The 21,886-nt window shown below is 62.9% G+C and carries 16 protein-coding genes; 13 read left to right on the forward strand and 3 right to left on the reverse strand.

Features of this window, described 5'->3' with window-relative positions:
- Positions 1–3: 3 nt before the first annotated feature.
- Positions 4–831, reverse strand: coding sequence for a DMT family transporter (locus EC919_RS01145; protein WP_133770401.1), 828 nt, complete (start codon positions 829–831; stop codon positions 4–6).
- Positions 832–908: 77 nt separating this feature from the next.
- Positions 909–1,814 (reverse strand): transcriptional regulator GcvA, encoded by a 906-nt coding sequence (gene gcvA, locus EC919_RS01150; RefSeq protein WP_133770403.1) that lies wholly within the window; start codon positions 1,812–1,814, stop codon positions 909–911.
- 98 nt (positions 1,815–1,912) lie between these two features.
- On the opposite strand from gcvA, the gene EC919_RS01155 reads away from it, so the two are divergent.
- Both EC919_RS01155 and EC919_RS27555 read left to right on the forward strand, forming a co-directional pair.
- The gene (locus EC919_RS01155; RefSeq protein ID WP_133770405.1) at positions 1,913–3,082 is read left to right on the forward strand and encodes a DUF2314 domain-containing protein; all 1,170 of its coding nucleotides are present in this window, start codon (positions 1,913–1,915) and stop codon (positions 3,080–3,082) included.
- Between the two features lie 91 nt (positions 3,083–3,173).
- Positions 3,174–3,476 (forward strand): hypothetical protein, encoded by a 303-nt coding sequence (locus tag EC919_RS27555; protein WP_279587546.1) that lies wholly within the window; start codon positions 3,174–3,176, stop codon positions 3,474–3,476.
- A gap of 19 nt (positions 3,477–3,495) precedes the next feature.
- Here EC919_RS27555 and EC919_RS01165 read toward each other — a convergent pair whose 3' ends face one another.
- Positions 3,496–4,047: a cytochrome b gene (locus EC919_RS01165; RefSeq protein ID WP_133770410.1), complete on the reverse strand. Its 552-nt coding sequence runs from the start codon at positions 4,045–4,047 to the stop codon at positions 3,496–3,498.
- A gap of 189 nt (positions 4,048–4,236) precedes the next feature.
- On the opposite strand from EC919_RS01165, the gene EC919_RS01170 reads away from it, so the two are divergent.
- The 11 genes from EC919_RS01170 to EC919_RS01220 all read left to right on the forward strand — a co-directional run bounded on the left by EC919_RS01170 (position 4,237) and on the right by EC919_RS01220 (position 21,823).
- Positions 4,237–4,959: a thermostable hemolysin gene (locus EC919_RS01170; protein WP_133770412.1), complete on the forward strand. Its 723-nt coding sequence runs from the start codon at positions 4,237–4,239 to the stop codon at positions 4,957–4,959.
- Entirely contained in the window at positions 4,949–6,430 is a 1,482-nt protein-coding gene (locus tag EC919_RS01175; RefSeq protein WP_133770415.1) for an AMP-binding protein, read from the forward strand. The genes EC919_RS01170 and EC919_RS01175 overlap by 11 nt, the downstream gene beginning before the upstream one ends.
- Positions 6,427–7,116 carry a TenA family transcriptional regulator gene (locus EC919_RS01180; RefSeq protein ID WP_133770417.1) on the forward strand — a complete coding sequence of 230 codons (690 nt, stop codon included), beginning with the start codon at positions 6,427–6,429 and terminating at the stop codon, positions 7,114–7,116. Before EC919_RS01175 ends, EC919_RS01180 begins: the two co-directional genes overlap by 4 nt.
- Complete coding sequence (locus tag EC919_RS01185) at positions 7,103–7,912, forward strand: SDR family oxidoreductase (protein WP_133770419.1); 810 nt, start codon at positions 7,103–7,105, stop codon at positions 7,910–7,912. The genes EC919_RS01180 and EC919_RS01185 overlap by 14 nt, the downstream gene beginning before the upstream one ends.
- Positions 7,909–8,550, forward strand: coding sequence for a tetratricopeptide repeat protein (locus EC919_RS01190; protein ID WP_133770420.1), 642 nt, complete (start codon positions 7,909–7,911; stop codon positions 8,548–8,550). Before EC919_RS01185 ends, EC919_RS01190 begins: the two co-directional genes overlap by 4 nt.
- Before the next feature lie 10 nt (positions 8,551–8,560).
- A complete protein-coding gene (locus EC919_RS01195; RefSeq protein ID WP_133770422.1) occupies positions 8,561–9,223 on the forward strand; it encodes a response regulator in 663 nt (220 codons plus the stop codon).
- A complete protein-coding gene (locus tag EC919_RS01200) occupies positions 9,220–10,596 on the forward strand; it encodes a sensor histidine kinase (protein WP_133770425.1) in 1,377 nt (458 codons plus the stop codon). The genes EC919_RS01195 and EC919_RS01200 overlap by 4 nt, the downstream gene beginning before the upstream one ends.
- Before the next feature lie 127 nt (positions 10,597–10,723).
- Complete coding sequence (locus EC919_RS01205) at positions 10,724–19,369, forward strand: GH36-type glycosyl hydrolase domain-containing protein (RefSeq protein WP_133770426.1); 8,646 nt, start codon at positions 10,724–10,726, stop codon at positions 19,367–19,369.
- 64 nt (positions 19,370–19,433) lie between these two features.
- Positions 19,434–20,156 carry a Crp/Fnr family transcriptional regulator gene (locus tag EC919_RS01210; protein WP_133770428.1) on the forward strand — a complete coding sequence of 241 codons (723 nt, stop codon included), beginning with the start codon at positions 19,434–19,436 and terminating at the stop codon, positions 20,154–20,156.
- A gap of 167 nt (positions 20,157–20,323) precedes the next feature.
- Positions 20,324–21,022, forward strand: coding sequence for a PRC-barrel domain-containing protein (locus EC919_RS01215; RefSeq protein ID WP_133770430.1), 699 nt, complete (start codon positions 20,324–20,326; stop codon positions 21,020–21,022).
- A gap of 39 nt (positions 21,023–21,061) precedes the next feature.
- Positions 21,062–21,823 (forward strand): YoaK family protein, encoded by a 762-nt coding sequence (locus EC919_RS01220; RefSeq protein WP_133770432.1) that lies wholly within the window; start codon positions 21,062–21,064, stop codon positions 21,821–21,823.
- Positions 21,824–21,886: the final 63 nt, after the last annotated feature.

Genomic DNA, 21,886 nt, shown 5'->3' on the forward strand with positions numbered 1-21,886 from the left:
TATTTAGCCAATGATGATCGTCCCGGCCGCAATGACCACGCACGCGAGGATCTTGCGCACGGTCAGCGACTCGCCCAAAAACAGATACCCGAGCAATGCGGCAAACAGCACACTCGTCTCACGCAGGGCCGACACCGCTCCCATGGGCGCGAGGGTCATCGCATAGATGACGATGCCGTAGGCCAGCAGCGACACCACACCTCCGCCCAACGAGGCGACCAAACCGGGCCGCACCGTGAACAGACTGCGTGCGTCCCGCAGACAGATGTAAGTGATCGGCATCAGTACACCCCACAGGGCGCACATCCAGGCGGTGTAAGCCATTGGCGCGCCGGACAGACGCCCGCCGATGCCGTCCGTCACGCTATAGGCCGCAATGAAACACCCGGTGCCCAGCGCATAAGGAAGGCTGGGGACATCCAGTTTGCGGCCTTTGAACGCGAGGGAAATAATCCCCGCTGACACCAGTGCAATGCCGATCGTCGCGCCGGTATCGACCACCTCCCCCGCGAAGATCGACGCACATAGCGTAATCAACACCGGCGATGAACCCCGGGAGATTGGATAGGTTTGCCCGAGGTCGCCGCTGCGATAGGTGCGCACCAGAAACAGGTTATAGCCGACATGCAGCAGCGCCGAGAGCACCGCGTAAGGCCAGCTCTCCCGCGCCGGGGCATCCATGAACAGTGCTCCGGCCAGGCTGACGATGGCCACCGCCACGCACATGACGGTCATCGACCAGAGCTTGTCGCCACCGCCGCGCAGCAAGGCATTCCAGCTGGCGTGCAGCAAAGCGGCGAAGAGGATTAACAGGATGATGTGAGTAGGCATGGGGCCGATCTTAGTCAGGCTGACAGAAGAAACGAAAGCGAAGTCTTCTCATTGGATGATGAGCAATTCCTCATGCTTCAGTCATAACTGAGGCCGGCTGAGGTCGATTCCTCAATCAGCCAGTCGCGAAAGCTGGCGACGTGGGGCTGGGTTTCGACCCCCTTCGGGCAGACGAAGTAATAGGCCACGGGCGAGGGAAACGGCACGTCGAATAACCTGATCAGAGTGCCGTCGCGCAGCTCTTTTTCCACGTGGCCACTGCGAACGAGGGCGATGCCCTGCCCCAGCAAAGCCGCTTCCACGGTCATGTTGGTGTCGGGGAAACGCACGCTTTCCTTGAGCGAGGTAACACCCAGGCCGATGTTCTGGAACCACACCTCCCATTTCGGCACCAGATCCGAACCGTCCCGGGCCAGCAGCGGATAACGCAACAACTCGGCCGGCTCCCGGGGCATGCCGAAGCGCTTGAGCAAGTCAGGGCTCGCCACGGGAAAAATGTGTTCCCTGAACATGAATTCCGAGTGCAGCGCAGGGTAGTTGCCTCTGCCCAGACGGATCGCCACGTCGGCCTCGCCGCTGGCAAAGTTGATGGCCGTGTCTGTGCTGTCCAGCGTGACGAGGATTTCCGGATGCAGTTGCGACAGATTGGGCAAGCGCGGCAGCAGCCATTTCAGCGCGTAGGAATAGGTCGTACTGACCTTGAGCCTGACCCGGCCGTTCTCTTCCCGAAGGTCCGCGAGCGTCGCCTCCAGGTTCATGAAAAACGTCCGTACGATCGGCGCCAGGGCCGCCCCGGCCGGCGTCAGGCTTAACGTCTTGCCGCGCTGAAACAGCTGCACGCCCCAGATGTCTTCAAGATGTTTTAATTGGTGGCTGACCGCACTTTGGGTAACGTGCAGCTCCTCGGATGCGGAGGTAAACGTCCCGTGACGGGTGGCGACCTCGAAGGCGCGCAAGGTGGCGGTAGGTGGCAGGTCTCTCATCTCATCGGGCCTCGGGGGGCATGAACGAAGCTGCCCACATCATGAATGACGGCTCATGGTAGAACATTATTCAAATCGACAGAGGGAACGATTCACTTATGACCGGACAGATCATCTACAGCGTGAAAGGCGAGAGTGACGAACTCAAGGCGGCGGTCGCCAGCGCACAGGCTACCTTCAATTTCTTCTGGCGTGAGCTGTCATGGGAGGCCCGCCGAATCGTCAAAAGTCTGGACATGGCGGCGGTCAAAATGTCTTTCGTGCTGGACGCCGATGACCCCGACATCCCCGGCGTCGAAAACATGTGGGTCACCGACATCGAGTTCGACGGGGAGTCCATCAGCGGCGTGCTGATGAACGAACTTCGCTGGTTCACCTCACTGAAGGCGTCCGACCCGGTAACGCTCCCGCTCGCAGCCCTCAACGACTGGATGTACGTTCGCGAAGGGCATGTCTACGGAGGCTTTACCGTCGATGCGCTGCGCAGCGGAATGTCTACAGATGACCGCGAAGCCCATGACCGCGCCTGGGGCCTGAATTTCGGAAAGGCCGGCAGCGTTGAAGTGGTGCCCGCTGAAGAAGGCCGGCCGCCGCGGCTGCTGTCCCGAAATCTGGATCTCCCGCAGGACCGAAAGACGCTGGCCGCCCTGGAACGCACCGAGCATCCGATGGCGCTTAACATGCGCGACAAGGTCGAAGAAGGGTTGCAACAGCATCCGGAAGTGATCCACGAGCTGGATGCCGGCGGGTGGTTGCTCCTGCATCGCGAAGTGCTGGCGGGCAATTACACGGTGGTTCGGTCGCTGCTGCGCCACGGTGCGGATCCGCTGACACCCAACTGCAACGGCCAGACCTCGCTGGCGCTGGCGAGCGTTGCCGGTTGGCAGCGTATCGTGGATCTGCTTGAGGGGAAGGACTCGGACCACGTTGATCCGGTCAAACGCAAGGAAATCCCTGGCATGCCCTTGGGTCTGGCGCTCATCGCCGCAGCGCTTGCATGGCTCTATTACTTGGTGATCTACCCCATACGCACGGCGGCGGCCGGTCTTGGCAGCCAGATTCAGGGTCCGCTCCAGTTTGCGGCTGCGTTGCTCTTGCTCGGCTGCGGGCTCGCGGCCATGGGCCCCTGGTACTCAAGGCTGCGTCTGCGCACCCCGCGAGCGGGAAATAGCCGCGTGCTGGATCTGATGGCGATGCTCGGCTTATGGGTGCTTGGCTATGCGCTGTATGACTGTTTGGGCCGCTACCTCGTCAGTCTTCGTTATTGACGCAGTGCGCGCAGTCAGTGAAATCGAGTATGGACTCCAATGTGGGACCGGCTTTAGCCGGGAAGGCGTCAGGCGTCACACCGCAAGCTTGATGGCGTTCAAACTACCCGCTTCCCGGCTGAAGCCGGTCCCAGCAAAGCATCCCGTGCAATCAGTGAAAGGCGGCCGCATCGTCGAAATCGGCGCCCGCGATCAGGTGCTGCACAACCCGCAGCATCCCTATACCCGCCGCCTGCTCTCCGCAGTGCCGGTGCCCGAAGTGGGCCGGCGCCGGGATTTCAAGAGCCTGCTCAAAGAGCTGGACCGGCCTGATCCGATCAAGACAAAGGATTTTGTCGCGCCGGTGCAGCGGTTTTCGGCGGTGGCGGTGGATCATTGGGTCGCGGTGGAGTGATAAAAGCAGTGACCGCTTATTAACGCTTTTCGGCCGTCAACGGCAGCATGCGGCGCAGGGTGTTGTCGCGGACAAAGTAATGATGGAAGAGCCCTGCTGCGGCGTGGACGCCGATCAGCCAATAGCCCAGGTTGCCGGCCCACTCGTGCCAGCCTTTGATTTGTCTGGCCAGATCAGGGTCGACGGCCAGGGGTGACGGGAGGAAGAAGCCGAAGTACGGCATCGGCTTGCCACCCGCCGACAGCATCAGCCAGGCCAGCACCGGTGTCGCGATCATCAGCGTGTAGAGCAGCCCATGAACGAGGTGTGCCATCCCGAGCTGCCAGGTACGAGGGGTCGGCGTGATGGGAGGCGCCTTGTGCATCAGCCTGCCGAGCAGGCGCAGCCAGACCAGTGCAAATATCGACAGGCCGAACATCCCGTGCATGCCTAACGCCAGCGAGCGCAGCGTGCTGCCCCGGGGCGCGAAGCCTTTCAGCTCGATACAGGCGTAAACGCCGACGAACAGCGCCAGCATCAGCCAGTGCAGGGACATCGACAATCTGGCGTACCGGTGTGGGGTTGACTTCATCGTGGGCGCTCGCTGAGTGGGGAGGATGTTGCTGATTTCCGCGCACCTTGGGGCCACTGTCTTAAGGCAGTCTGAAGACGTGGCGCAGATCGCCAGGAAAGCCAGACCCGACAAATTTCTCACCTTCAGACTTCGTTAAGAATCGACACCGATACTCCACCCCATCACCACTGGGGAGGAGCCACACCCATGCAGGGTCTGGACTGGAATAACCGATTACCACAGCACTCAATGCCGTCCGGTGCGCTGCCTCTGGATTTCCTGCCTATGGGATTCGGCGCGGCGCAATCACCGGCCCTCTCGCTCAATCGTGCGCTGTCGCAGGAGCCCCTGCGCGACGCCTACGAGACGTTCATCCAGCATCGCTTCCGCCAGGCGCACAACGCCGAGATCCGCAGCTTCATGCCGGAGCTGTTCGGACTGCACGACAACACCGGCACGCTCTGCGCCGTGGCCGGCGTGCGTGTGGCGACCTCCGGCAGGCTGTTTCTGGAGCGCTATCTCGATCAGCCTGTCGAGCAGATGATCGAAGCCCATGCAGACAGGCCAGCGGACCGTCAGGGCATCGTCGAGGTGGGCAACCTCGCCGCCAGCAACTTGGGCAGCGCGCGGCTGAGCATCATCACCGTGACCTGGCTGCTCGCCATGAGCGGCCTGGAATGGGTGGCGTTCACCGGCAACGCCGGACTGGTGAACAGCTTCAATCGCCTCGGGCTGCGCCCCGTCACCCTCTGTGCTGCCGACCCTATGCGTCTGGGCGAGGACCGCCACGCATGGGGTCATTACTACGACACGCAACCGAACGTGCACGTCGGCGACATCCGCGCAGGCTTTCTGCATTTGAGCAGCAGTGGCGTGTTTGAACGCTTCGGGCTGCCCCTGACACTGGAGGACAGCTGCCATGTCGCCTGAACTGACCGGCTTCCGCCAGCGCATCACCGATCTCGCCTCCAAGCAGCCCGATGCGTGCGCGCTGTGGGGCGATGACCTGAAACTGAGTTATGCCGAGCTGGATGCAGAAATCAATCTGCGTCAGGAGAGGCTCAAGGACCTGGACGCCAGGGTCGTGGCCCTGGCCCTGGAGAATGGCCCGGACCTGCTGATCTGGGACCTGGCGATCCTCTTCGCAGGCCTGGCCTGTGTGACGCTGCCGCCGTTCTTCAGCCCAGCGCAGCGCCTTTATTGCCTGGAGCAGAGCCAGGCCGACGTGGTCATTGCGGACGACGACTATGCCGATGAGCTAACCCCGTCTGTGTTTCATCATCAGGACGGGTTCTGGCTGCGGGCCAACCGTCAGACTTCTCCCCTGCCCCCTGGCGCGGCAAAGCTGACGTTTACCTCCGGCACGACCGGCACGCCCAAAGGCGTCTGCCTGGACGCCGCAAGCGTACTAACGGTTGCCCTGGAGCTGCAGCGCGCCAGCGAATCTCGCCAGCCCGCCCACCACCTTTCACTCTTGCCGCTGGCGATCCTGCTGGAAAACGTTGGCTGCTACGCCGCGCTCTATGCCGGCGCGATGCTGAGCCTGCCCAGCCAGCGAGCCTTGGGGATTCAAGGGGCCAGTGGCGTGGAGTTGCCGCGTCTGCTGTCAACGCTGGCGGCGCGCCAGCCCCACAGCATGATCCTCGTCCCGCAGCTGTTGTTGCTGCTGGTCAGCGCTTGCGAAATGCGCGCGTTTAACCCGGCGGCGTTGCGTTTCATCGCGGTGGGCGGCGCCAAAGTCAGCCATGAGCTGTTGCTGCGCGCCGAAACCCTCGGCATGCCGGTGTACGAAGGGTATGGCCTGTCGGAATGCTCGTCGGTGGTGGCCCTCAACCGTCCCGACGCCCATCATCCCGGCAGCGTCGGCAAACCCTTGCCCCATGTGCAGATACGCCTGGCCGAGGACGGCGAGGTCCTGATTCGCGGGTCGCGGATGCGGGGCTATCTCGGCGATGCAGACCCCGCACCCGAGTGGTGGCCGAGCGGCGATCTCGGCGAGTTTGATGCCAACGGCTACCTCTACCTTCACGGCCGCAAGAAGCATCAGTTCGTGACCAGCTACGGTCGCAACGTCAACCCTGAGTGGGTCGAGGCCGAACTGACCCAACGCGGTCTGATCGCTCAAGCACTCGTCTACGGCGAAGCCCTGCCTCGCAATCATGCGCTGCTGTGGCCGTTGCGCCCGGACATCACCGACGCGCAGATCCACAGCGCTGTCGCCCAGGCCAACCAGGCGCTGCCCGACTACGCACGCGTCCACAGCTGGACCCGTCTCGATCAGCCTTTCACCACCGCCAACGGCATGGCCACTGCCAACGGCCGACCCCGGCGCGACGCCATTCTGGCGAATTACCGACATCTGTTCACTGAGCCCACTCGAGCAAAGGACCTTCAATCATGAGTTTTTTCCAAACCCTGCAAGACGCCACCCGCACCGAGCGCGAGACCTTGTTCAATCTGCCCGTTATCCATCAGGCGCTGCACGGCGAAGTCTCGCTGGAGAGCTATCGCGCCTTCCTGACCCAGGCCTATTACCACGTGCGGCATACCGTGCCGTTGATGATGGCCTGTGGCGCCCGGTTGCCGTCGCGACTGGAATGGCTGCGAGGCGCAGTCTGCGAGTACATCGAAGACGAATACGGCCACGAGCAGTGGATCCTCAATGACCTGCGCGCCTGCGGTGGCGATGCTGATGCCGTGCGCGACGGTACGCCCGGCCTGCCCATTGAGCTGATGGTCGCCTACCTCTACGATCTCATCGCCCGGGGCAATCCGGTGGGACTGTTCGGCATGGTCAATGTGCTGGAAGGCACCAGCATCGCCCTGGCCACCCATGCCGCCGGCAGCATTCAGCAGCGCCTGGGACTCCCGGCCACTGCGTTCAGCTACCTGAGTTCCCACGGCAGCCTCGATGTCGGCCACATGGAGACCTATCGCACGCTGATGGACCGTCTCGAAGACCCGCAGGATCAAGCGTCCGTGATCAAGGCCTCGAAAGTGGTGTACGGCTTGTACACCGAGATGTTCCGTCAGTTGCCCCTCGTACACGCCGAACCCGTGAAGGAACTCGCCCATGCGTCTGTCTGAAACCCGCGTGGTGCTGACCGGCGCCAGTGGCGGCATCGGCATGGCCATTGCCGAAGCGCTGTGCAGCCATGGCGCTGAAGTGCTCGCCGTGTGCCGCCATCAGGAGCCACTGCTGCCGTTGCAACAGCAGTACCCGCATCTGTTGCACGGGGTGAAGGCCGATCTGACCACCGCCGAAGGTCGTCAGCACGTGCTGATGACCGCGCAGGCGATGGAAGGGGTCAACCTGCTGATCAACGCCGCCGGCATCAATCATTTCGCCATGCTGGAACAGTTGCCGGGGCACGAGATCGATTCGATGCTCGACATCAACGTGAATGCGCCGATCCAGCTCACCGGCCTGCTGTTGCCGCTGCTGCGCCAGGCCAGCCGCGCCATGGTGGTCAATGTCGGTTCGACCTATGGCTCGATCGGCTACGCCGGTTACGCCACGTATTGCGCGAGCAAGTTTGCGCTGCGCGGGTTTTCCGAAGCCTTGCGCCGCGAACTGGCGGACACCCGGGTGGGCGTGTTGTACGTCGCCCCGCGCGCCACCCGCACCACGATGAACAGTCCCGCAGCACGCGCGCTCAACTCTGCCCTGAAAACCGCCGAGGACGATCCGCAGACGGTCGCCGCCGCCGTGGTCCGTGCGATCGTCGGTAATCAGCGTGAGCTTTATATGGGCTGGCCTGAACAGTTCTTTGTGCGCCTCAACAGTCTGCTGCCTGCCGTGGTGGACCGTGGGCTGCGCAAACATTTGCCCCTTATTCGCCGACTCAGCAGCGCCCCCCTCGAAAAGAGCACCAAGCCATGAAACGTCTACTCGTCGTACTGCTCGCCACCTTCGCCCTGCCAGTGTGGGCACTGGATGCACCTGACCAGCAACGCCTGACCGGGATCCAGCAGGAGTGGGCGCGAATTCAATACCAGTTGCCGGAAGACCAGCGCGTCGCTGCATTCGAACAGTTGGCCGCCAAGTCCTCCGCCTTCACCCAGCAGCGTCCCGCCGTCGCCGAGGCCTGGATATGGTCGGGCATTGTCACCAGCAGTTGGGCCGGTGCCCAGGGCGGACTGGGTGCCTTGAGCAAGGTGAAAACCGCGAAGGCCGATCTTGAAAAAGCCATGACGCTGGACCCCAATGCCTTGCAAGGCTCGGCCTACGCCAGCCTGGCTGCGCTTTATGATCGCGTGCCGGGATGGCCCATTGGATTCGGCGATGCAGATAAGGCGCAAGGGCTGCTGGAGCAGGCGCTGAAGCTCAATCCCGACGGTATCGATCCGTTTTACTTCTGGGGCGATCATCTCTACCGCCAGGGCCACTACGGTCAGGCGAAGGAAGCGCTGGAAAAGGCCTTGCTCGCCGCGCCTCGGCCCGGCCGCGAAGTGGCGGACAGTGGACGCCGCAAAGATATCCAGCTATTGCTGGTGGACGTAAACAAGAAACTGAAATGACGGAGCATTCATGCGTTTGCTGCTGGTTGAAGACGATGTCGCCCTCGGCGAGGGCATTCATCAGGCGCTGAGTCGCGAAGGCTACACGGTGGACTGGGTGAAAGATGGCGCCAGCGCTCTCCATGCGTTGTTAAGCGAAGTCTTCGATCTGGCCATTCTCGACCTCGGATTGCCCAGGCTGGACGGCCTGGCGGTGTTGCGGCGCCTGCGTGAAAGCGGCTCGGCACTGCCGGTGCTGATCCTGACGGCACGGGACGCCACCGAGGACCGCATTGCCGGCCTCGACGCGGGGGCCGACGATTACCTGATCAAGCCCTTCGACCTGTCCGAACTCAAGGCACGCCTGCGGGCGCTGTTGCGGCGCAGTGCCGGTCGCGCGCGGGTCACGATCGAGCACGCGGGCATCCGCCTGGACCCGGCCACCCAGCAAGTCAGCTACAAGAACGAACCCGTCGCCCTCACGCCCAAGGAATACCAGCTGTTGTACGAACTGCTCTCGCCACCGGGCCGGGTGATGACCCGCGAACGCTTGATGCAACTGCTGTACGGCTGGAACGAAGAAGCCGAGAGCAACACTCTGGAAGTGCACATCCATCACCTGCGCAAGAAGTTTTCCAGCGAGCTGATCCGCACCGTGCGCGGTGTCGGCTACCTGGTAGAGGATCGCCCTTGACCTCGATCCGTCGCCGCACGCTGACCCTGATCCTCGGATTGGTGCTGATCGGGTTGCTGATCCTGACGCTGGTCAACCTCCATGACAGCAACCACGAGATCGCCGAAGTCTACGATGCCCAGCTCGCCACCAATGCCCGGTTGCTGCAAGGCGTCATGCGCATGCCCCTGGCGCGGCAGGAGCATGCGCAGTTGTACCAGGCGTTCAACCAGGCCCTGGCTCAGGCCGAACCCCGAGTCGACGGCCACCCCTACGAGAGCAAAATCGCCTTTCAGGTCTGGGACCTTCAAGGCCGTCTGCTGGTGCATACCCCCAGCGCACCGAGCCTGAGCCGTGCGCCCCGGTACACCGGTTTCAGCGTTATCGATGATCTCGGCAAACATGAATGGCGCACCTTCGTGCTCAGGGACGAACAACACGACCTGTTGATCTGGGTCGGCGAGCGTGACGACGTGCGCTCGGACCTGGTCAACCGCATCGTCCGCCACACCGTGATCCCCAATCTGATCGGCAGCTTGCTGCTGATGGCCGCGATCTGGCTGGCCATCGGCTGGGGACTCAAGCCGCTGGCTGATCTGGCTGCCACGCTGCGCGGTCGTCATCCGGGCTCCCTCGAACCCTTGCAACTGGCGCCGCTGCCCAGCGAGCTGGAACCCATGCAAGCGGCACTGAACCGACTGCTCGGACAGATTCAAGAGGTGTTGAGCCGCGAACGGCGGTTCATCGCCGACGCTGCCCACGAAATGCGCACGCCGCTGGCGGTGCTGCGGGTGCATGCGCAAAACGTGCTGGAGGCACACGACGCGGCGCAGCGCGACCAGTCACTGAGTTACCTCATCGTTGGCGTCGACCGCACGACACGGCTGGTCAATCAGTTGCTGACCGTCGCGCGGATGGAACCCGGTGCAGGCCCCGTTGTGACCCGCAACGCCGATCTCGTTGCGGCCGTGCGCGAGAGCCTGGTGCAAATGACGCCGTGGGTCTTGAGCCGAGGGCTGGAGTTGGTGTTCGACTGCGATGAACCTTCCCTGATGGTACGAACCGACTTCGCCGCCATCGACATTGCCCTGCAAAACCTGATCACCAATGCGGTCAATTTTTCGCCCGCGAACGGTCAGGTGATCGTCACCCTGGGCGTGGTCGATGGCTATTTCCAGCTCAGCGTTGCGGACGAGGGACCCGGCATTGACGAAGCCGAGCGGGAGCGTCTGTTCGAGCGGTTCTACAGCCGCGGCAACGATCAGGGCGCCGGGCTGGGCCTGACCATCGTGCAGTCGATTGCACGACGCCTCGGCGGTGAAATCACCCTGGAGAACCGCGCAGGAAAAGGCCTGCGCGCAACGCTATGTGCGCCAGCGAACAGACAGCCCTGAGAAAGCGTACTCACACTATCAGGGCTTGAACGTCTCGTTCACCAGGGCACAACCGTGCCGGCGCTCCGCTGTGCACACTGCCCAACACGCTGCGTTCGCCGGAGTGCAAGTCATTTCAGGGAAACTAATGACGAGCACATGGACACGCACCAAACAGGCGATCTCACGGGTCAGGCTGGCGGGTCGCGCCGGGGCCCATCCAAAACTTGCGTTCGCCTATGAACGGCTGCTGCGCGCCGAACTCTTCAACGCCGACCAGATGGCCAGCCACGGCATTGCCCTGGCCACCCAGCATCAGCTCGGTGCAGTGACTACGCGGGACTTCCTGTTGGACAGGCTGGATGACAACGAGGCACTGCTCAAGGAAAGCTGCAACGCGTTGACCCAAGCCCAGGCGTCCGAGCGCCGTATCACCCCGGCCGCCGAGTGGCTGCTCGATAATTTTTTTCTGATCGAAGATCACATCCGCACTGCACGGTCCCACCTGCCCAAGGGTTACAGCCGTGAATTGCCGCGCCTGAGCGATGGGCCCTCCAGCGGCCTGCCGAGGGTTTATGACATTGCCCTGGAGACGATCTCCCACGGTGATGGCCGCTTTGACGAACTGAGCCTCAAGCGCTTCGTCGTCTCTTATCAGACGGTCATGCCGCTGACGCTGGGCGAGTTGTGGGCCATTCCGATCATGCTGCGCCTGGCCTTGATCGAGAACCTGCGACGGGTCGCCTCGCGGGTCATGGCCAACTGGGACGATCGCAACCTGGCCGATGACTGGGCCGAACGGCTCATCGAGGTGTCCGAGCACGATGTGAAAAGCGTGGTGCTGAGCGTCGCCGACATGGCCCATTCCTCCCCGCCCATGACGGCTGCATTCGTTGCCGAGTTCGCCCGCCGATTACAGGGTCAAAGCGCCGCCCTGGCGCTGCCGCTCAACTGGATCGAGCAGTTGCTCGCCGAGACAGGTTCGAGTATCGAGCGCCAGGTGCAATTCGATGCGCAGCAACAGTCTGCGGATCAGATGTCCATCAGCAACAGCATCGCCAGCCTGCGCCTGCTTTCAGCGACCCCCTGGCGTGAGTTTGTCGAAGCGATGAGCCATGTCGAGCAGACCCTTCAACAGGATCCGGCCGAGGTCTACCCGCGCATGGACTTCGCCACCCGCGACAGCTATCGCCACGTCATCGAACGGCTGGCCAGGCGCAGTCGACACACGGAGATGTTCGTCGCCCAGACCGTCGTGGCGCTGTCCGGGGAACATCGGGACGCAGCCGCCGGAGACAATCTCGCCCGCCATATCGGTTTTTTTCTGGTCGGCCCCGGCATCGGGGTGCTCGAGCAAAAACTCGACGCCCGTGTGCCCTTTCATGAACGCTGGAAACGCCTGCTGGAAAGCTCTCCGCTGACGTTCTACCTGGCACCTGCCGGCGCCCTGACGATTATCTTTGCGCTGCCGCTGCTGACTTCGGCATACCGGGACGGACTGCCTGATCTTGCGCTCATCGCACTGGCCGTGCCCTGTCTGGTCATGACCAGTCGCCTGGCGTTCAGCCTCATCAACTGGCTGGTCACCTTCAGCCTGCTGCCGGCGATGTTGCCGAAGATGGATTACACCGACGGAATTCCCGATGAGGCGCGCACGCTGGTCGCCATTCCGACCCTGATCGGTTCGCGCGCGGACATCGACGAACTGGTGGAGGGCCTGGAAGTCAGGTTCCTGGCCAATCGCGACAGCAATCTTTTCTTCGCGCTGCTGACCGACTTTCTCGACTCACCGACGCAAGTGCAGCCAGCGGATGCAGAACTGCTCATCTACGCCTCAGAGGCGATCAACCGACTCAACGGCAAGTATCTGGACGAATTGCCAGCGCGGTTTTTCCTGTTTCACCGCCCCCGCCGCTGGAACGCCGGTGAGCGCGCCTGGATGGGCCACGAACGCAAACGCGGCAAGCTGACCGACCTCAACGCGTGGCTGCGTGGTGAGGGCGACAATCGTTTCACCACCATGGCGGGCGACACTTCGGCCCTTGGGTCTGTGCGTTACGTGCTGACCCTGGATACCGACACCCTGCTGCCTGGCGAGGTGGCCCGCCAGTGCGTGGCCGCCATGATGCATCCGCTCAACCGCCCTGTGTTCGATGCGCGCCGTGAGCGCGTCATTTCCGGGTATGCGCTGTTGCAACCTCAGGTCGGCATCAGCCTGACCAGCACGCCCCGCTCGATCTATTCACGCCTGTTCGGCAGTGGCGGCGGCGTTGATCCCTACACCCGGGCGGTGTCGGACATTTATCAGGATTTGTTCAAACAAGGCTCTTTCATTGGCAAGGGCATCTACGATGTCGACGCCTTCACTTGTGCGCTGGAAGGCTGTCTGCCGGACAACCAGGTCCTCAGTCACGATTTGATCGAGGGCTGCTACGCCCGGTCGGGCCTGCTCAGCGACGTGCAGCTGTATGAGCAATACCCGTCCCGCTACAGCGTGGACGTGAAACGACGCCATCGCTGGATTCGCGGCGACTGGCAACTGATCCCCTGGATCCTGCCCTGGACCCTGAACACGCGGGGAGAATGGACCCGCAATCGTCTCGATGTCATGGCGCGCTGGAAGATTCTCGACAACCTGCGCCGCAGCCTTGAGCCGGCGGCTGTGTTGCTGATGCTGGCCTGGGGCTGGTTCGCCAGCAGTGAACCGCTGGCCTGGACCTTGGCGGTGGTCGGCTTGCTGGTCATGCAACCGCTGCTCAGGACCCTGACCGATGGGTTGCAACCGCCGTTGAACGTGCCGTATCGGCAATACCTGGCCGCGCTGTGCAGGAGTCTGGGGCAGGACCTCGCCCAGGCCGCGGCCAGCGTTGCATGGTTGCCGTTCGAGATGTATTACAGCGTGGGCGCCATCGCCCGTTCGCTCTGGCGGATCCTGTTCAGCCGCCGCCTGTTATTGCAATGGCAACCCTCCCGGGAAGTCGAGCGCAACACGCAAAACCCGCTGCCGGCGCTCTACCGCGAGATGTGGATAGGCCCTGTGCTCGCTTTCTGCGGGTTCGCCGGCCTACTGACTGACCCGCTTGCCCTGTTGATCGCCCTGCCGTTCCTGCTCGCCTGGGCGGCCGGCCCCTGGATCGCCTGGCGCCTGAGTGCAATGCCGGAAAATGCCGTGTTCGAGCCTTCAGTGGAGGCATTGCGCTTCCTGCAAGTGCTCTCGCGTCGCACATGGGCGTTTTTCGATGAGTTCGTCGGGCCACAGGACAACTGGCTGCCCCCTGACAACATCCAGGAAGAGCCGAAATCGATGATTGCCCACCGGACCTCGCCGACCAACATGGGCATGGCCTTGCTCGCGCACCTGGCGGCCCACGACTTCGGCTACCTCAGCACCGACCGACTGCTGCAGCGCTTGTCCGCATCGCTGGACACCATGGACAGCCTCGAGCGCTACCAGCACCATTTCTACAACTGGTATGACACGCAGACACTCAAGCCCCTGCGCCCTCAATACATCTCCACCGTTGACAGCGGCAACCTGGCCGGGCACCTGCTGACCCTGCGCGCCGGGTTGATCCAGCTGCCCGACGCGGCGGTGTTCGATGAAGCGATGGTCAAGGGCCTGCGCATCACGCTGGACACGCTGCTGGAAACAACAGACGCCGCCGACACGTTGAAGGCGCTGTACCCGCTGCTGGAAGAAGTTGCCGACGCCCATGACACCCGTGAGCTGTTGACGGCGGTGCAGACCGCCCGTGCCCGGGTTGCAGCCCTGACGGCGGGCGGCACCGAAGAAAGCGCGTATTGGCAGACCGCGTTGCTCGTGCAGTGTGACGACTGGATCGCGGTCCTCGAACGTTACCGACTGCCCACGCCTTTGATCGGCCGACAACCCCGTCGCAGCACACTGCGGGCGCTGTCCACGCTGGATGAAGCAGACTGGGCTTCGAACGATCACCCGCGCATTGATGCGGTCCGCAGGGCTGCCCTCGACGCCATCGCCCGGATTGATCGTCTGATCCTGCTGACGGGCAACCTGGCGCAGATGGACTTCTCCCTGCTCTATGACAACAAGCGCGACTTGTTCGTGATCGGCTACAACGCCGACGAGCGTCGCCTGGACACCGGCTATTACGACCTGCTGGCGTCGGAAGTGCGTCTGACCAACTTCGTGGTGATCGCTCAGGGGCAGATTCCCCAGCGGGCATGGTTCACCCTCGGCCGACTGCTCGGTGACTCCGACGGCGTACCGACCTTGATGTCTTGGTCCGGCTCGATGTTCGAATACCTGATGCCCATGCTGGTCATGCCCAACTACGACGGCAGCCTGCTCGACCAGACCTGCCGTGCGGCGGTGGCCGTGCAGATCGAACACGGCAAACGCCTGGGCATCCCGTGGGGGGTCTCGGAATCGGGCTATTACACCCTGGATGCGCATTTCAATTACCAGTACCGGGCGTTCGGCGTTCAGGCCCTGGGCCTCAAACGCGGATTGGGCGACGACGTGGTCGTCGCGCCGTACGCCAGCGCCCTGGCCTTGATGGTGGACGCCGAGGCGGCCTGCAAAAACCTGCAGCTTATCGCCCGCAAAGGCGCCTGCGGACGCTTTGGATTCTACGAAGCGATTGATTACACCGAAGCCCGCCTGCCCCGGGGCCAGCGTTACGCCTGGGTGCAGTCCTTCATGGCGCACCATCAGGGAATGAGCCTGCTGGCGTTGACCAGTGTGTTGCTCAACCAGCCCATGCAACGGCGGTTTGAAGCGGACCCTGCCCTGCAGTCGGCACTTCTGCTGTTGCAGGAGCGGGTGCCCAAAGTGGCAGCGCCTTACCTGCAAACCGCCCAGCAGCCCGCCGCAATTGATACAGGCGCCGGCCAGGAGAATGATCTCCGGGTGTTCGCCAACCCGGGGCATAAGCGCCCGGCGGTGCAATTGCTGTCCAACGGCAAGTACCACGTCATGCTCACCAGCAACGGCGGCGGTTACAGCCGCCTCGACAACATGGCCGCCACCCGCTGGCACGAAGACACCACCCAGGACAATTGGGGCATGTTCTGTTACTTGAGGGACGTTGCCACGGGTGCCGTCTGGTCCAGCGCCTTTCAGCCGACCTTGCACCGGGCCGAGAGCCACGAGGCTATTTTCAGCGATGCCCGTGCCGAATTTCGCACCCGGGAACGGGGTTTCGACACCCATATGGAAATCGTCGTTTCCCCTGAAGACAACATCGAACTGCGCCGCCTGCACGTGACCAACCGAGGGGAGTCTGCCAAGACCCTGGAGATCACGACCTATGCGGAAGTGGTGCTGGCTGCGCCGGAAACGGACGCCATGCACCCGGCGTTCAGCAAGCTATTCGTGCAGACCGAATTGCTGTTGCCGCTGCAAGCCATCGTCTGCAGCCGTCGCCCGCGGGCCAGCGATGAACACACGCCGTGGATGTGCCACCTGTTGGCAGCCCATGGGGTGGATATCCAGGCCATTTCCTACGAGACCGATCGCGCCCGTTTCATCGGTCGAGGCCGCAGCACCCGGTCGCCGGCGGCGCTGGACCCGGACTGCGAGCAACTGTCCGGCAGCGCCGGCCCGGTTCTCGACCCGATTGTCGCCATCCGTTGCCGCATCACCCTGCAGCCCGGGCAGCAAGGCACCCTCGACCTGGTCACGGGCGTTGCGGACAGCCGCGAAGACTGCCTCTCGCTGATCAACAAGTACCGGGATCGACATCTGGCGGACCGGGTCTTCGACTTGTCGTGGACCCACAGTCAGGTGCTGCTGCGTCAGCTCAACGTTTCGCCCGCCGATGCCCGTTTGTTCGAACAGATGGCTTCTTCACTGATTTACGCCAACGCAGGGTTGCGCGCCGACAACACCGTGCTGACGGCCAATTTGCGCAATCAGCAAGGCCTGTGGGGACAGTCGATTTCAGGCGACCTGCCCATCGTGCTGTTGCAGGTCAGAAGCCTTGAAAACATCGAGCTGGTGCAGAAGATGATTCAGGCCCACGCCTACTGGCGCCAGAAAGGCCTGCTGACGGACCTCCTCATCTGGAACGAGGATCAGCTCGGTTATCGCCAGCAACTGCAGGACGCGATCATGGGCCTGGTCACTTCCGGCAGCGAAGCCACGCTGGTGGACCGGCCGGGCGGCATATTCGTCCGCATGGCGCAGCAGATGTCGAACGAGGACCGCACGCTGATTCTGTCGGCTGCGCGCCTGGTGTTTTCCGAAGGCCTGGGGAACCTCGCCGAACAGGTTCACCGCCGCCGCGTGGTCCGGGTGCACGCGCCGTTTGTCGCTACCGCCGTTCATGTGCCAGCGCCATTAAAGGCCCTTGCGCCTTTGCCCGTGTCATTGCCACTGAGCAATGCCTACGGTGGATTCAGCCAGGAGGGCGGTGAGTACATCATCAACGACCCGGCCTCCCATGCCACACCAGCCCCTTGGGGCAACGTCATTGCCAATGCCCAGATGGGCACGGTGGTTTCGGAGTCCGGCAGTGCCTACACCTGGGCCGAAAATGCCCACGAATTCCGCCTCACGCCCTGGCACAACGACCCGGTGAGCGACCCCGTCGGTGAGGTCATTTACCTGCGCGATGAAGACACCGGCCACTTCTGGTCGGCCACCCCCAGACCCGCCTCGGGCACTGGCGCTTACCGGACGCGTCACGGCTTTGGTTATAGCGTGTTCGAACACGAGGAAGATGGCATCCAGAGCGAGCTCTGGGTTTACGTGGCGCTGGATGCACCGATCAAGTTCTCCAGACTGGTGCTGCGCAATCTCTCGGGGCGTGAGCGCAAACTGACGGTGACCGGCTATGTGGAATGGGTGCTGGGCGATCTGCGCAGTAAATCGGCCATGCATGTGGTCACCCATTCGGATCCTGCCAGCGGCGCCCTGTTCGCGCGCAACGCCTGGTCGGTGGAATTCAGCGAGCGTGTGGCGTTTTTCGATACCGACACCGTCGATCACAGCGTGACGGCGGACCGTACCGAGTTCATCGGACGTTGCGGCAGCCTGCAGTCTCCCGCCGCGATGCGGCACAAGGGGCTGTCCGGAAAAACCGGCGGCGGTCTGGACCCCTGCGCCGCGATACAGGTGTCGGTGGCGCTCGCACACGGCCAGGGCACGGAAGTCATCTTGCGTCTGGGTGCGGAGAAAAATCCCCAGGCGGCCACCCAGTTGGCGCAACGCTACAAAGGCGCGCAGGTGGCGGCGGCCGAGTTGCAGAAAGTCAAAGATCACTGGCGCTCGGTGCTTTCCGTGGTTCAGGTGAAGACCCCGGTGCCCGCCCTGGACGTGATGCTCAACGGCTGGTTGATGTACCAAGTCATCGCCTGCCGGTTTCTCGCCCGCAGTGGCTATTACCAGTCGGGCGGCGCCATCGGCTTTCGCGATCAGCTGCAAGACAGCATGGCGATGATTCATGCCGACCCGGCAGCGGCGCGGGCTCATCTGTTGCTCTGCGCCCATCATCAATACGCCCAGGGCGATGTTCAACACTGGTGGCACCCTCCCCTCAATCGAGGGGTGCGCACGGCCTGCTCTGACGACTTCCTGTGGCTCGTCGCCGCCACCAGCCGCTACGTTGAGGTCACCGATGATCTGTCCGTGCTGGACGAACCCGCCGGCTACCTTGAAGGGCGCGCGCTGGGGCCCGGGGAAGAATCCTATTACGACCTGCCCGGTCTATCAGCGCTGCAGGAGCCGCTGTATCAGCACTGTGTTCGCGCCATCGAGCACAGCCTGAGCCGCGGCGAACACGGTCTGCCGCTGATGGGCAGCGGCGACTGGAACGACGGCATGAATCGCGTGGGCTATCTCGGCCGGGGTGAAAGCGTGTGGCTGGGCTTTTTCGGGTGTCATGTGCTTGAGCGCTTTGCGCGGGTCGCCGCACGCCACGGCGACAGCGAATTCGCGGCACGCTGCGGTGAACAGGCGAAACAGCTGCGTGACAACCTGGAAGCCTCTGCCTGGGATGGCGCGTGGTATCGCCGCGGCTGGTTTGACGACGGGCAACCTCTGGGCTCATCAGTCAACGATGAGTGTCGGCTGGATTCCATCGCCCAGAGCTGGTCGGTGCTGTCCGGTGCCGGATCAGCCGCGCGCCAGCACCTCGCCATGCAGGCGGTGGATCAGTACCTGGTCAAACCGGACATCCGCGCTGTCCTGCTGCTCGACCCACCGTTCGACAAGGGCATGCAAGACCCGGGCTACATCAAGGGCTATGTGCCGGGCGTGCGCGAGAACGGTGGGCAGTACACTCACGCGGCGGTCTGGGCGGCGATGGCCTTTGCGCAGTTGGGCGACACCACCAAAGCCTGGGAGCTGCTGCACATGATCAACCCGGCCGACCCCCTCAACAGCCTCAGGATCGACACCTATAAAGTCGAACCCTATGTGATGGCAGCCGATGTCTACGGCATTGCGCCCCATGCAGGACGGGGTGGCTGGACCTGGTACACCGGCTCCGCAGGCTGGATGTACCGTCTGGGTGTCGAGTCGCTGCTGGGGCTTCAGCGCAACGGCAACCTGCTGCAGCTGAACCCGCTGATGCCGGCGGACTGGCCCGGATTCACCCTGACCTATCGCTTCGCAGAGACGCAGTATCACTTCGAGGTGGTCCGTGGCGATGGGCAGGGCAACTCGATGACACTGGACGGCGAGCCGGCCGAGGGAGACACGCTCACGCTGGTGAATGATGGCGTTGAACGCCGGGTGCGCATCCAGTGCGGCGGTTCGCGGCCGGCAGCGCCAGCGGCAGTGGAATACAGGAAGGCGGCCGATGATTGACCTCCAGTGCCGGCGCCGCGCTGGAGTACTCTCTGTTCGTCGTTCCCTCTTCCGGAGTTCCCGTATGTGCACTGCGCCCCAGCCGATCGACAATCACTTGCTGGCTGCGCTGGCCGATGAAGAACTCAGTCGGCTGGCGCCGCACATGGAGTGGGTGGAGCTGGTATTGGGCGAGGTGCTGTACGAACCCGGCGACACCTTGCGTCATGTGTACTTTCCTACCGACGCGATCGTGTCCCTGCTGCAGGTCACCGAAAGCGGCGCCTCGGCAGAGATCGCCGTGGTCGGCAACGAGGGGCTGGTCGGGATCGCGGTGTTCATGGGTGGCGAGAGCACGTCCAGCCGCGCGGTCGTGCAGAGTGCCGGCGGCGCCTTTCGCCTGGCCGGCCACAAACTCAAGGAAGAGTTCGACCGTCACGGCGACCTGTTGCTGCTCATGCTGCGTTACACCCAGGCCCTGATTGCGCAGATGTCACAGACCGGCTTGTGCAATCGTCACCATTCAATCGATCAGCAACTGTGCCGCTGGTTGCTGTTGTCCCTGGATCGCCTGCAAGGCAATCAGCTGACCATGACCCAGGAACTCATGGCCAACATGCTGGGCGTGCGCCGGGAAGGCGTGACCGAGGCGGCGGGCAAGCTGCAGCGCCAGGGCATCATCGAATACAGCCGGGGCCAGATCAAGGTCATGGACCGCCCGCGGCTGGAGCGCTTGAGCTGCGAATGTTATTCGGTGGTCAAGGCCGAGTCCGACCGTTTGCTGAGCTACACCCGCCGACGTGAGTGAGGTCCCGTCAATGGTTTCAAGCACCTGGAGACGTATTGCTTTTACCGTGCGCTGACGAACAGACGCGACGTGCAGCACCGCGCAGAGTGTCCGTGGCCCGATCGAGCGGCCGGTTTGCACCCTTCCCCCGTGCCGAGCACTCGACCGGCACACCAAAGGACACCCTTATGTTACGTAGCATGCGAGACCTTGAAGGTTTCACCCTCGTCGCGATCGACGGTGACATCGGTGACGTCAGCGACTTCTACTTCGACAACGAAGCCTGGGTGATCAGGTATCTGGTGGTCGAAACCGGCTCCTGGCTGTTCGGCGGTCAAGTGCTGATCTCGCCGTTTTCCATCGGACTGCCTGATTGGGCGTCACGCCGGTTGCCAATCAATGTTGAAAAGCAGGAGGTCACAGCGATTCTTGAATCCGAGCATGACCGGCGCCTCGACGCCGCCGCTCGGCATCAGCCGCCGAACGAGAGTTGGGCGATTGCGCCCCCAACGCAGGAGCCCACCGATGATCAGAGCTTGCGCAGCTGCCGTGCACTGATCGGCTGTCACATCAAAGCCACAGACGGTGACATCGGCCATGTCGATGACGTGCTGATCAACGAAGACACTTGGGCGATTCAGTACCTGGTGGTCAATACCAGCCATTGGTGGCATGGACACAAGGTGCTGATCGCGCCAGAGTGGATCGTCGAGGTGTCGTGGCAGGACAAGTCTGTCGCGGTCGACCTCGAACAGGCCGCCGTCAGGGCATCCCCTCATTACGAATCCACGCAGCAGTTGAACCGCGAACGCGAAGAAGCCCTGTACGCACACTACGGGCGGGTGGCGTACTGGCGGGTCGAGGCGGTGATTGCGCAGGTCGGGTGACAACGGCATCGGATTAACCAGCAGGCACGGGACCGTTCAGTGGCGATCAGATACATCCGCAGCCTGACCGGCAGAAGACGCACCCCCGCCGCTAACCGGCACCTTGGGTTCGCCCTGGCGTTTGTGGCCGGCGCCATCAACGCCGGGGGCTTTCTGGCGGTTCAGCAATACACCTCGCACATGACCGGCATCGTCTCGTCAATGGCCGACAACGCGGTGCTGGGTGCGTACGAACTGGTCGTGCGCGGCGGCAGCGCCCTGCTGTCCTTCGTGGCAGGCGCGGCCTGTTCGGCCATCATGGTCAACTACTCCCGTCGCAAACGCCTCCACAGTGCATTCGCACTGCCGCTGCTGCTGGAAGCTTTTTTGCTGATTTGCTTCGGCTTTCTGGGTGCCAGGCTGTCGGCCCTTGACGGCATGATCGTGTCGCTGACCGTGATGCTGCTGTGTTTCATCATGGGCCTGCAGAACGCCCTCATCACCAAAGTCTCCAAAGCCGAAATCAGAACCACGCACATCACCGGCATCGTCACGGACATCGGTATTGAGCTCGGCAAATTCTTTTACTGGAATGGCGCCACACCGCCCGGGCAGCCGCGCGTGCTGGCCAATCGTGCGCGCCTGAAAATATTGACCGTACTGGCCTTGAGCTTTTTCGCCGGCGGCGTGGCGGGTGCGTACGGGTTCAAACACGTGGGGTACATCGCCACCGTGCCGCTGTCGCTGGTGCTTGGCGCGCTGGCCGTGGTGCCCGCGCTGGACGATGTGCGGCGGTATGTCCGGCGTACGTTGCGCGGTTGACCTGTCGATGGACGTGTTCGGAGAGCATCGACACCCCACGCGAAGCAGCCGAACGGTTGCCAA

This window comes from Pseudomonas graminis (genome assembly GCF_004364335.1).
GTDB lineage: Bacteria > Pseudomonadota > Gammaproteobacteria > Pseudomonadales > Pseudomonadaceae > Aquipseudomonas > Aquipseudomonas graminis_D.

Excerpts from the sequence above, each read along its gene's own strand:
- EC919_RS01215 (WP_133770430.1), top strand. The coding sequence starts at position 20,324 with ATGTTACGTAGCATGCGAGACCTTGAAGGTTTCACCCTCGTCGCGATC.
- EC919_RS27555 (WP_279587546.1), top strand. The coding sequence starts at position 3,174 with ATGGCGTTCAAACTACCCGCTTCCCGGCTGAAGCCGGTCCCAGCAAAG.
- EC919_RS01155 (WP_133770405.1), top strand. The coding sequence starts at position 1,913 with ATGACCGGACAGATCATCTACAGCGTGAAAGGCGAGAGTGACGAACTC.
- EC919_RS01185 (WP_133770419.1), top strand. The coding sequence starts at position 7,103 with ATGCGTCTGTCTGAAACCCGCGTGGTGCTGACCGGCGCCAGTGGCGGC.
- EC919_RS01190 (WP_133770420.1), top strand. The coding sequence starts at position 7,909 with ATGAAACGTCTACTCGTCGTACTGCTCGCCACCTTCGCCCTGCCAGTG.
- EC919_RS01145 (WP_133770401.1), bottom strand. The coding sequence starts at position 831 with ATGCCTACTCACATCATCCTGTTAATCCTCTTCGCCGCTTTGCTGCAC.
- gcvA (WP_133770403.1), bottom strand. The coding sequence starts at position 1,814 with ATGAGAGACCTGCCACCTACCGCCACCTTGCGCGCCTTCGAGGTCGCC.
- EC919_RS01205 (WP_133770426.1), top strand. The coding sequence starts at position 10,724 with ATGACGAGCACATGGACACGCACCAAACAGGCGATCTCACGGGTCAGG.
- EC919_RS01180 (WP_133770417.1), top strand. The coding sequence starts at position 6,427 with ATGAGTTTTTTCCAAACCCTGCAAGACGCCACCCGCACCGAGCGCGAG.
- EC919_RS01165 (WP_133770410.1), bottom strand. The coding sequence starts at position 4,047 with ATGAAGTCAACCCCACACCGGTACGCCAGATTGTCGATGTCCCTGCAC.
- EC919_RS01210 (WP_133770428.1), top strand. The coding sequence starts at position 19,434 with ATGTGCACTGCGCCCCAGCCGATCGACAATCACTTGCTGGCTGCGCTG.
- EC919_RS01170 (WP_133770412.1), top strand. The coding sequence starts at position 4,237 with ATGCAGGGTCTGGACTGGAATAACCGATTACCACAGCACTCAATGCCG.
- EC919_RS01195 (WP_133770422.1), top strand. The coding sequence starts at position 8,561 with ATGCGTTTGCTGCTGGTTGAAGACGATGTCGCCCTCGGCGAGGGCATT.
- EC919_RS01175 (WP_133770415.1), top strand. The coding sequence starts at position 4,949 with ATGTCGCCTGAACTGACCGGCTTCCGCCAGCGCATCACCGATCTCGCC.